The 11,205-nt window shown below is 63.7% G+C and carries 7 protein-coding genes; all 7 read left to right on the top strand.

The annotated features are described in order from the left end of the window. Positions 1 to 116 precede the first annotated feature (116 nt). The 7 genes from HGB39_RS37420 (at position 117) to HGB39_RS37390 (ending at position 10,972) form a co-directional block, all read left to right on the top strand. On the top strand, positions 117 to 1,301 hold the full coding sequence (locus tag HGB39_RS37420) for a thiolase family protein (protein ID WP_005569617.1): 1,185 nt from the start codon (positions 117 to 119) through the stop codon (positions 1,299 to 1,301). Between the two features lie 63 nt (positions 1,302 to 1,364). Further along, a complete protein-coding gene (locus HGB39_RS37415; RefSeq protein ID WP_005569616.1) occupies positions 1,365 to 2,627 on the top strand; it encodes a bifunctional 3,4-dihydroxy-2-butanone-4-phosphate synthase/GTP cyclohydrolase II in 1,263 nt (420 codons plus the stop codon). Between the two features lie 414 nt (positions 2,628 to 3,041). Beyond that, on the top strand, positions 3,042 to 5,399 hold the full coding sequence (locus HGB39_RS37410; protein ID WP_005265367.1) for an ATP-binding protein: 2,358 nt from the start codon (positions 3,042 to 3,044) through the stop codon (positions 5,397 to 5,399). Between the two features lie 883 nt (positions 5,400 to 6,282). Beyond that, complete coding sequence (locus tag HGB39_RS37405; RefSeq protein WP_005265368.1) at positions 6,283 to 7,455, top strand: LLM class flavin-dependent oxidoreductase; 1,173 nt, start codon at positions 6,283 to 6,285, stop codon at positions 7,453 to 7,455. A 29-nt stretch (positions 7,456 to 7,484) separates the two neighbouring features. Further along, entirely contained in the window at positions 7,485 to 7,880 is a 396-nt protein-coding gene (locus tag HGB39_RS37400; protein WP_005265369.1) for a RidA family protein, read from the top strand. Between the two features lie 386 nt (positions 7,881 to 8,266). Further along, entirely contained in the window at positions 8,267 to 9,346 is a 1,080-nt protein-coding gene (locus HGB39_RS37395; RefSeq protein ID WP_043791289.1) for an LLM class flavin-dependent oxidoreductase, read from the top strand. A gap of 132 nt (positions 9,347 to 9,478) precedes the next feature. After that, complete coding sequence (locus HGB39_RS37390; RefSeq protein ID WP_005569612.1) at positions 9,479 to 10,972, top strand: aldehyde dehydrogenase family protein; 1,494 nt, start codon at positions 9,479 to 9,481, stop codon at positions 10,970 to 10,972. Positions 10,973 to 11,205 lie beyond the last annotated feature (233 nt).

Genomic DNA, 11,205 nt, shown 5'->3' with positions numbered 1-11,205 from the left:
CTCGTTCTACGGTGACCTGCATGTGTGTGGTGCTGCGCCGTTGGATTTCTTCACCGATCAGAAGCTGGTCGTCACACGATGGTGAGCACTATGCGGCGAGCCAGTGGGAACGCGACATGAACTCCGCGATCGTCATCGACGCGGTCCGGTCGCCGATGGGCCGAGCCCGCCCGGCTGGCGCACTGGCCGGCGTTCATCCGGTCGAGCTGCTGGCGCAGGTGGTTTCCGCGCTGGTGGAGCGAACGGCGGTGGATCCCGGCGAAGTCGACGATCTTCTGGTCGGGTGTGTCACGCAGTCGTCCGAGCAGTCCGGCAACATCGGGCGGATGGCGTGGCTGGCGGCGGGGCTGCCGGAGCAGGTGCCGTCCGTGACCATCGAGCGCAAGTGCGGCTCCGGTCAGCAGGCGTTGCAGTTCGCGGCGCAAGGCGTGATGGCGGGGTCCTACGACATCGTGATCGCGGCCGGCGTCGAGTCGATGAGCCGCGTGCCGATGGGATCGAATCGTCAGGGCGCGGATATCTACGGTCCCTCGGTGAACGAGCGGTACGCTCCAGGACTGCTACCCCAGGGCGTCGCAGCCGAACTCATCGCGCACCGGTGGAATCTCGACCGGAAACAACTCGACGAGTTCGCGGCGCGTTCACACCAACTCGCAGCACGGGCGGACTCCTCAGGTGCTTTCGTGCGCGAGATCGTGCCCATTCGCGTGCCGGCCACGGAAGAGACGGTGTACCGGGACGAGACCATTCGTCCCGGTACCACCCTCGACTCGATCGGAGCGCTGACACCGTCCTTCCGCACCGAGGAGTACGCCGATCGGTTCCCGGAATTGCGATGGCATGTCACACCGGCGAACTCGTCCCAATTGACCGACGGCGCCAGCGCGGTGCTGATCGCCAGCGAACGGGCGGCCAGGCGAATGGGCTGGCGTCCCCGGGCCCGACTCCGGTCCTTCTACGCCTGCGGTGACGATCCGTTGATGATGCTGACGGCGCCGATCGCGGCGACACGGGAGATTCTGGCCCGGACCGGCCTGGCGATCGATCAGATCGATCACTTCGAGGTCAACGAGGCCTTCGCCTCGGTGCCGCTGGCGTGGCAGTCGGATCTCGAGGTCGACATCGACCGCCTGAATCCGCGAGGGGGAGCGATCGCGCTCGGTCATCCGCTCGGAGCGACTGGTTGCCGGTTGCTGACGACGATGTTGCACGCGATGGAAGACGCCGACCAGCGACGCGGGTTGCAGACGGTGTGTGAGGCGGGCGGCATGGCGAACGTACTCATTCTGGAAAGAGATTGACGGGTGCGGGACGCCCTTCCCAGAGCGTCCCGCCCCTCCCATCGAGAAGGCAGGAGCACTCCCATGAGCGACAGAGTCCGTCTGGACAGTGTGGAGCGGGCGATCGCCGACATCGCGGCCGGTAAGGCGGTCGTGGTCGTCGACGACGAGGACCGGGAGAACGAGGGTGACATCATCTTCGCCGCGGAGAAGGCCACACCGGAGCTGATGGCGTTCACCATTCGGTATTCCAGTGGGGTGATCTGTGTGCCGATGACGCCTCAGATGCTCGACCGGCTGGATATTCCGTTGATGACTCCCCACAATCAGGACCGGATGCGCACGGCGTACACGGTGTCGGTGGACGCCGCCGATGGTGTGAGCACGGGGATCTCTGCGGCCGATCGGGCACGGACGGCTCGGGTGCTTGCCGATGCGGGTTCGGTGCCGTCGGATCTGACGCGGCCCGGTCACGTATTCCCGCTTCGCTACCGCGAGGGCGGGGTGTTGGTGCGTCGCGGCCATACCGAGGCCGCGGTGGATCTGGCCAGGATGGCGGGGTTGGCCCCGGCCGGTGTGCTAGTGGAAGTCGTCAACGACGACGGCACCATGAAGCGGGCTCCTGAACTGCGGGACTTCGCTGACACGCACGGTCTGGCGATGATCTCCATCGACAGTTTGGTGGGATACCGGCGCCGGCACGAGTTGCTCGTGGAGAGGGTCGCGGCGACCCGGCTGCCGACACGGCACGGCGACTTCACTGCCTTCGGATATCGCGTGGAAATCGACGGCACCGAGCACATCGCGCTGGTGCACGGTGACGTCTCGGATACCGGCCCGGTGCTGACGCGAGTGCATTCGGAGTGCCTGACCGGTGACGTCTTCGGCTCGTGTCGCTGCGATTGTGGGCCGCAACTGACCGAGGCGATGGAGCGGATCCGGCGCGAGGGCCGCGGTGTGGTGATCTATCTGCGTGGGCACGAAGGGCGCGGCATCGGACTGGCGGCGAAGCTGCAGGCCTACAGTCTGCAGGACTTCGGCCGGGACACCGTCGACGCGAATCTGGATCTCGGTCTGCCGATTGATGCCCGGCATTACGGGACGGCTGCGCAGATCGTGCGAGATTTGGGTATCGGGTCGGTGCGATTGCTGACGAACAATCCGCAGAAGGTGACCTGTCTGCAGGATGCAGGCATCGAGGTCGCAGCACGTGTTCCGCTACTGCCGCGGCCGAACAACCACAATCTCGGTTACCTGCAGACCAAACGGGACCGGATGGGACACGACCTCCCCGACCTGTGCCCGGCGGCTCCCGTGACGGAGCGCGGTATCGCCGCCTTCGGCTGAGCAACAGCCCGGCTCGTCACAGCAAACGAAAACGTCGGCCGGGTGCGCTGCGTGCTTGCTCGATCGGGTCGGAACGCCCGCCGTGAAATCGGACTACCAGCCGACCGTTGGAATCGGAACAGATAATCCGTTCACGAGGGAACTCGCTCGCCGCATCCGACGACCGGGTCGACGCGTGAATCTCGCGGGACTGGCGATCACCGCGGTGACGCCCGCAGTCGAGCGGGCCAGGGGAGTTGAACTCGCCGTCACCAGGCTGTAGAACGTACATCGTATAGCGGGCACGATTTGTCAAGAGGTGGCGCATGACTGTACGGCCGACTTCTTTCGGATTGACCGACCGGCTCGGCGCATCGGACGCGCCCGTCAATTCAGCCTCCTGCGTAATGTGCCGGTTCGATAATGGATGCCGCCATGCCCGAAAGTGAGCCCCCCGCGGACATCGGAGTGCATGCCAAGTCCAGGCGAGGCAAATCCGGAAATCTTCCACTGGACCTGACCAGCTTCGTCGGCCGTCGGCACGAGCTGGCAGACACCCGCAAGCTGCTGTCCGGATCGCGGCTGGTAACTCTCATCGGCGCCGGCGGCGTGGGCAAGACCCGGCTCGCCCTGCGGATTGGCGACGTTTCACGCAGGACATACGACGACGGTGTCTGGTTCGTCGAACTGGGTGAACTACACGACGGGGACCTGCTCGGGCAGGCTGTGTCGGGTGCGCTGGGTTTACAGGATCACTCCGTCCGGCCGCCCATGACTGTACTCACCGAACAGCTGGCGGAAAAACGGATCCTGTTAGTCCTGGACAATTGCGAGCATCTAGTCGAGGCAGTTGCAGGTGTGGCACAGGTCGTACTGCGGACGTGCCCGGGTGTCCAAATCCTCGCCACGAGCCGTGCGTCTCTCGACATTCGTGGGGAGGTAGTGGTTCGAGTACCTCCCCTGTCGCTGCCGGAGCTGACGCGATCGACGGCGACGCTTCGCGAGATTTCCCGATATGACGCGGTGACCCTGTTCGAGCAGCGTGCGGGCGCCGCAGTGCCGGGTTTCAGGCTCACCGAGGACAACATGGGCACGGTGGCTGAAATCTGCCGGCGTCTGGAAGGCCTGCCCTTGCCGATCGAACTGGCGGCGGCACGATTGCGGGCGATGTCGGTCGAGCAGATAAGAGAGCGCCTCGGCGACAGACTCCGACTTCTCACGCTAGGCGGCAGAGGAACACCGACGAGGCAGCAGACCTTGAGGTTGTGCATCGACTGGAGCTATGACCTGTGCTCGTCGCAGGAACAGTGGTTATGGGCTCGGCTGGCGGTGTTCGCCGGTGGTTTTGAGCTCGACGCTGCCGAGGGGGTCCTCGCCGCGGACCCGCCAGACGGAGAGTTACTCGATCTGCTCACGTCCCTGATCGATAAGTCGGTCTTGATCCGCGAAGAGGTCGGGTCGGTGGTGCGGTATCGACTGCTGGACACGATTCGCGAATACGGACGAGAGAAATTATACGAAGCCGGCGGATACTGGGACCTTCGAAAAAGGCATAGAGATTGGTACGAGCAACTCGTGCTCCGCGCGAAGACCGAATGGATCGGTCCGCTGCAGGTGGAGTGGATCGCCAGACTGGAGCGTGAGCAGCCGAATCTGCGCGACGCCATGGAGTTCTGCCTCAGCGAGGACGGCGAGGCAGAAACGGGCATGCGCATCGTCACCGGGATGTATCAATTCTGGTTCGTGCGAGGGTTGTTCAGCGAAGGCCGTCACTGGCTCGATCGTGCACTCACAAGTCAGGAAGGTCAGCAACCCTTCGACCGGATCGAGGCTTTGTGCACCAGCAGCATGCTGGCCGCGTTGCAGGGCGACGTTGCCGCCGGCACCGTATCGACGGACCAAGCACGACTGCTGGCTGCCCGGGTCGGGGGTGCCGACCTCGATGCGTTGGTCGCTTTCGCGGAGGGGTGCCTCGCCGTCTCCGACGGAGAGGTTCGGAAAGGTATCGCCAGCCTCGAGAACGCGATCAACGTCTTCCGTCCCGAAGGCGATCTCAACCAGCTGGTGCCGGCACTGGTCTGGCTGGCGCTCGCCTTCGAGATGACCGGCGACATCCAGCGAGCTACAGAGAGCTACGAGGAGCTCATTGCGCTCACCGAGTCGCGGGAGGAAATAATATGGCGAGCAATGGCGCTGTGTGACTATGGTTTCGCGATGTGGCAGCACGGAGAACGTGAGCGTGGAACCGCGCTCCTCGAGGACGGTTTGCGGCTGTCCCGGAAGGTGGGAAGTCAGCTGAGCTACGCCTGGGCGCTCGAGCAATTTGCGTGGACCGACGTCGGACAGAGGCCGGAACGGTCCACGGTGCTGCTGGGCGCTGCGGACGTACTGTTCAGCGCTACCGGTGGTCGCGCACCCGCTCTCACAAACACTGCCACTTTGCACGAGAAGTCTCGGCAGCACGCTCGAACCTCTCTCGGTGAGAGAGCATTTGAGGCCGCAATGAAGCGAGGCGCAGCACTGAGCGCGGACGAGGCGGTTGCCTACGCGTTGGGTGAAGAAGCGCGGGCCGAGGTGCCCGCGACGACTGGCGAGGCCCTCAGCCTCACCCGACGCGAGCAACAAGTGGCTGAACTGGTCGCCGAAGGACTGAGTAACAGGGCAATTGCCGACCGGCTTGTAATTTCCCAACGCACCGTCGAAGGTCACGTCGAGCACTCCCTGGTCAAACTCGGCTTCACCTCGCGTACGCAACTTGCCGCGTGGGTCCACGAACAGAAACCCGGCTGCTGAGCCACCTTCTCGTCCGAGCTGGGGCTGATCCGAGAACGGACCGTCCGCACGGCGAGTGCGCGTCTTTGGTGATCCCAATCGACGCGCTGACAGGCGGCAAAGCCGCGCGTGGCAGGTCCGGGGGAAGTGGCTGGTCCGAAGTGCCGGTGTGCGGAGTGTCAGCCGGCCGCGCAAGACGTGAGAGTCGCCCCGAGGGCCCGCCCGGGCCCTTCCAGTAGGTGCAGGTGGATTCCATCACCACCCGCCGCACGTGCCAGTGCCGCAACCGGCCATCATCACCAACAACGTGCGGTGGCCGTGCGGTAACCGCGCAGCTCCGGCATTCGCCTACCGGGCCGCTTGTGGGTGCGGCACCCGCACACACGCCTCGAGAACGGCCTTGCCGAGATCCAGCGCCGCGACCCGCTCCACTCACAGTTCGACATCGGCGACCCATCCATGACGAAAGTCGTTCCCACAAAACCGATTGCATGAACGCCGCCGCCCGCAGGAACCGAACAGTTCACACCGATATTCGGGGCTTACCGGCGCCAAGAATGATCGACCTCGGTGAGAGACCGCACCCGATCTTCCCGCGTGCGCCCGCGCCCCAGGAAGGGGACCAATGAACTGACATGGGCGGGTGGCCACTGCCGACCAGCCGGCGACCTGGGCATACCACGGCACCCACCCTCACCATGCCCACCTACGTAGTACGCGGGTACAGCCAATAGGTAGCGGATAGGTAATTTCCCGCTGGCACCAAGGCGTGGCTGCAGCGATTCTCATGTGATGGGCATCACCTGAACGGTTGGGCCACCGAGGTCAGCGTTCGGGTACGGGCTTGGACAGCAATGCGGTCCTTGTCCGAAATATGGGCGAGAGCCAATGAGCTTGGAGTGAAATGAAGATCGATCTGCTGTATGCGTTGACGAATCGTTCGGGCGAGTTGTCCTGGCATGAGGTGCTGGAGGCGACGCGGCGTCATGCCGTGATGGCGGACGAGTTGGGGTTTGACCGGATTTGGCTGGGTGAGCATCATTTCGACACCGATGGGACGGATGCGAGCCCGAATCCGATCATGTTAGCGACGGATCTGGCCGCTCGGACGAACCGGATCCGGTTCGGGATGGCTGCGGTGTCGCTGACGTTGTGGCATCCGTTGCGGGTCGCGGAGGATCTTGCGTTGCTCGATCACTTCAGCGAGGGCCGGTTGGATGTGGCGTTCGGTCGCGGGATCCTGCCGATCGAGGTGATGAACCTCAATCCTGCAGCGAGTCGGTGGAATGGTTCGGACAACAGCCGGGCGATCTTCGAGGAGAACCTGGAGATCGTCCGCAGGATCTGGACGGAGGATCTGTTCAGTTGGTCGGGAGAGCGGTACACGTTCCCGGAGCCGCGGACGAAGTTCATTCACTCGCCGGGGGCGCCGATGCCGGAGGGCTGGGTCGACGAGCAGGGCCATCTGAAGGCGTTCGGGATGACGCCGCAGCCGTTCCAACAGCCGATGCCGCCGCTGTTCGCGGTGACCGAGTCGGTGGAGGGGTTCCGTGGTGCGGCGCAGAAGGGTCTCAAGCCGATTACCTGGTATCCGACCGGTCAGGTGCTGCGCAATCTGCTCGACCTCTATCGGGAGGAGAAGGCGGCTGTCACCGGCGCGACGCCGGACCTGGGGGAGGATGTCGGGGTGCTGCGACTGTGCTACGTCGCCGAGACCGATGAGCAGGCGCGTCGGGTCACCGAGGCGAGTGTGGTGGAGTTCTTCGAGTTCGTATGCCGGGTCCGTGGCATCGGGGTGTGGCTCGACGCCGACGAGGATCCGGAAGATCCGCGGTTCAAAGAGATGGATCCGTTCGATCTGCTGATGGAGCGCGATCACCTGATGATCGGCTCGGCGGCGAGTGTGACCGAGAAGATGACCCGGCTGACCAGGTCGCATGGCATTCAGAATTGGTTGCTGCAGATGGGCTTTCCCGGTGTGGCACATGACGAGGTGGATCGTTCCCTCGAGTTGTTCGCGGCCGAGGTCATGCCTGAGATGCGCAAGCTCGACTCCACCCTCGCGGCTGCCCAGTGATCGACGAAGCCCTCACGGAAGGAATACTCATGACGGAATACCTCAACCCAGGCAACCTTTCCTACCCTCGATTCGGAATGAATCCGGGTGTGGCGACCAAGGACTACGTGTTCTGCGGCGGCATGGCGCTGGATCTGGAGACGCTGGTGCGTAAGCCGGAGGCCGACACCATCGCGAACGAGACGAAGATCGCGCTGGAGGAGATCCAGGGGATCCTCGAGACTGCCGGCTGCACGCTCGGGGACGTGGTGAAGACGACCTGTTACCTGGCCGACGATTCGTATCGCAAGGAGTTCTGGACCGCGTACACCGAGGTCTTCGGGGAGGGCCCGTACCCGGCGCGCACGACGCTTGTCGTCGGCATCGCCGGCGACTGCCGCGTCGAGATCGACGCCGTCGCGCTCCGGCCACGGAACCAGGGGTAGAACCCCGCGAAGAAAATGTCGGGGTGTGCGAGCGACAAGTCGTCGACCCGACGCACAACTCGACCCCGAAGTCATCGGTGAGACCGCTCGCCCGGAACAGACAAAATCTGCACCAGCACACGAAGCGCCCCGCCGAATGAGCCGCCGTCGAAGTCAGCACGGTGCCCAAACTGCACGCTGAAGCTATTCAGCTTCCTACAGGGTTCTGCGACGACCACGGCGCGACATGACGGCGACAACAGCTCCAGTCCCCACCTAACACCGTCCTGCCCAGGACGCCCGAATCCGAAGTCTTGTCCTAGTCGGATTGCCCTCGAATCAGAGGCTCCGCGCATTATTCGACCGATCCGTGAGAAGGCGGGTCGCTAAAGAGAGGAACACCTGCGATGGAGTTCGGTATTTTCATTCCCAGTGCTCGGAATGGTTACATCATTTCTGAGGCTGCTCCACAGTATTCGCCGACGTACTCGCACATGAGGGAGATCATTCAGGCGGGTGAGGAAAACGGGTTCTCCTTTGCCCTGTCGTTGTCGGCGCTGCGCGGGCACGGTGGCACGACGGGGTTCTGGGACGACGCACTGGAGTCGATGACACAGATGGCTGCCCTCGCCCGGGACACGACGACGATGAAGCTGATTGGCTCCGTCAATATTCTGGCGATCCATCCGGCGATCGCGGCGCGGATGGCGGTGACGATCGACCAGATCAGCGAGGGGCGTTTCTCACTTAACATCGTTCCAGGCGGATGGCACCCCCGTGAGCTCGAGGTCATGAATGTGTGGCCAGGCTATGAGTACAACAACTACCGATGGGAGTACGCGGGTGAGTACTGCCAGGTGGTGCGCGAGCTCTGGGAGAACGGCGTCTCAAACTTCAAGGGCAAGCACTTCCAGTATGACGATCTGCGGATGGGCCCGAAGCCAGACAATCACGTGAACATCGTGTGTGCCGGCGCCTCGGACGACGCCATCGCATTCACCACGAAGTACGCCGACTACTCGTTCCGCCTGGCCTGGGGAGGCGTGGACGCCCTCGAGGAGGTCGTGGGCAGGTTCAACGAACAGATGGAGGACGCGGGGCGGACCATTCGGCCGTTTGTGGCATTGGGTGTTGTCCTCGCTGACACCGACGAGGAAGCGGAAGCAAAGCTGCAGAGCTACATCGACACCCCGGATCGGGGTGTGATGGAGTACATGATCGGGCAGGCATCCACCGATTCCGCCAAGGGCGGCACCTCAGAGATCCTCGCCGGGGTCGACGCCAAGGGATTCGTGCAGTTTTCGACGGATTTCATCACCGGTTCCCCGGAGAGTATCGCGCGCCAGCTCGACGAGTGGGCCGAACTCGACGTCGCTGGATTCATGCTGATCTTCCCGGACTACGTGGAGGACATCAAGCGGATGGGTCGTGAGGTGTTCCCGCTGATGAAGAACTTTACCGCGGTGCAGGCGCTGCAGAACGCCTGAATTTCCCGCGCCGCGAGCTCCCAAATGCGGGCCGCCACATGATCTGGCCAGGCTGTGTGGCGGCCCAGGGCGGCACCTTCCGTTGTGAGAGTGCCGAGAACCTGTTAATGCGATGAAAATAAGGATGGAACCATGTCCACAACGCTGCTCAGTGAAGAACTGAGGACGAACATCAAGAAGGCCGAGAGGATGCTGATCGGCTTTGAGTGGGTCGACGCGTCCACTGCCGAAACGATCGCGGTGGAGGATCCCGCGACCGGAGAGGTCGTTGCTCATGTCCCGGCCGGTAACGCCCAGGATGTCGACCGCGCGGTCTCGGCTGCGTGCGCAGCATTCCGCGGACCGTGGCGCCGGCTGACTCCTCAGGAACGTGGCCGACTGCTGTGGAAGCTGGCGGATCTGATCGAGGACCGTGCGCAGGAGTTCGCAGAGTTGGAGTCGCTGGATGCGGGGATGACGATCGGCGAGGCCAGATACGTCGATGTGGCGTTCTCGGTCGATGTGTTGCGGTATTACGCGGGATGGCCGACCAAGATCACCGGGGACACGATCCCGGTGTCGTTTCCGACGAACTTCGGCGGCCCCTATCATTCGTACACGCTGCGTGAGCCCCTCGGTGTGGTGGGGTGCATCGTGCCGTGGAATCTCCCTTTGATGATGGCGGTCAAGAAGGTTGCGCCGGCGCTCGCGACGGGAAATACGGTGGTTGTCAAGCCGGCCGAGCAGACTCCGCTGTCGATCGCACTGCTGGGGGAGTTGGTGCTGGAGGCCGGTTTCCCCGAGGGTGTCTTCAACTATGTCACCGGATACGGGGAGACGGTGGGGGCCGCCTTGGTCGAGCACCCGGACGTGAACAAGATCAGTTTCACCGGCTCGGGTCCGACAGGGAAGGCGATCATCAAGGCGGCCACGGGCAACCTCAAGCGCGTCTCCCTCGAACTGGGCGGGAAGTCACCGAATATCATCTTCGGCGACGCCGATCTGGGGAAGGCGATTCCGTCGGCCGCGCTGGCGATCTTCGCCTGCCAGGGTGAGAGTTGTGTCGCCGGGTCGCGTCTGTACGCGCACCGCTCAGTGTTCCAGGATGTGGTCAACGGGCTGGTCGAGGCGGCTGACAGCATCCGGTTGGGCCGCGGCTTGGATGCGGCGTCGCAGATGGGTCCGCTGATTTCGGCGGAGCACCGGGACCGAGTGCTCGGTTTCATCGAACTCGCCCGCAGCGAGGGAGCCGAGATCGTCACCGGCGGCTCTGCGTGGGGGAGCGAAGGCTATTTCGTCGAGCCCACCGTCTTGGCGAACGTCGGCTCGGACTCGAAAGTCCTGCGGGAGGAAATCTTCGGTCCGGTTCTGACGATTGTGCCGTTCGACACCGAGGACGAGGTGCTGGCGCTGGCGAACGATTCGCACTACGGACTCGGTGCGGGGGTGTGGACCCGGGACCTCGGCCGCGCGCACCGCGTGGCCGCGGGAATCGAAGCGGGTCAGGTGTGGGTGAACTGCTATCAGACGGTGGATGCGGCGTTGCCTTTCGGTGGGCACAAGCAGTCGGGGTTGGGGCGGGAAACCTGCAAGGAGAGTCTCGACGAGTATCTCGAGCTCAAGACAGTCGTCGTCGATCTGTCGTAGACCACGGGCACATATGGCTCCATAGTCGTCGGTGGCGCCGGTGCGGGGTCGTAGCCGCCCACGTCTGACCGAGGAACCGCAGGTGTCGGTCTTGCCGGTCGCGGTCGTCGGCGGCACCTACCAACGATTTTCGAGTAGTGAGGGTTTGAATAGTGACAATGACCGATGTGGATTTGACGGCTACGTGTTTGATTGGTGGTCGGTGGGTGCCGGGGTCGGGAGCGGATGCCATC

It is taken from the genome of Rhodococcus opacus, from assembly GCF_012396235.1.
GTDB lineage: Bacteria > Actinomycetota > Actinomycetes > Mycobacteriales > Mycobacteriaceae > Rhodococcus_F > Rhodococcus_F opacus.
Note: the sequence above shows the minus strand (reverse complement) of the source record. Positions and strands in the feature narration are given on the sequence as shown.

Bases quoted from the DNA above. Each gene is read 5' to 3' on its own strand.
- HGB39_RS37400 (WP_005265369.1), top strand. From the start codon at position 7,485: ATGACGGAATACCTCAACCCAGGCAACCTTTCCTACCCTCGATTCGGA.
- HGB39_RS37420 (WP_005569617.1), top strand. From the start codon at position 117: ATGAACTCCGCGATCGTCATCGACGCGGTCCGGTCGCCGATGGGCCGA.
- HGB39_RS37395 (WP_043791289.1), top strand. From the start codon at position 8,267: ATGGAGTTCGGTATTTTCATTCCCAGTGCTCGGAATGGTTACATCATT.
- HGB39_RS37415 (WP_005569616.1), top strand. From the start codon at position 1,365: ATGAGCGACAGAGTCCGTCTGGACAGTGTGGAGCGGGCGATCGCCGAC.
- HGB39_RS37390 (WP_005569612.1), top strand. From the start codon at position 9,479: ATGTCCACAACGCTGCTCAGTGAAGAACTGAGGACGAACATCAAGAAG.
- HGB39_RS37410 (WP_005265367.1), top strand. From the start codon at position 3,042: ATGCCCGAAAGTGAGCCCCCCGCGGACATCGGAGTGCATGCCAAGTCC.
- HGB39_RS37405 (WP_005265368.1), top strand. From the start codon at position 6,283: ATGAAGATCGATCTGCTGTATGCGTTGACGAATCGTTCGGGCGAGTTG.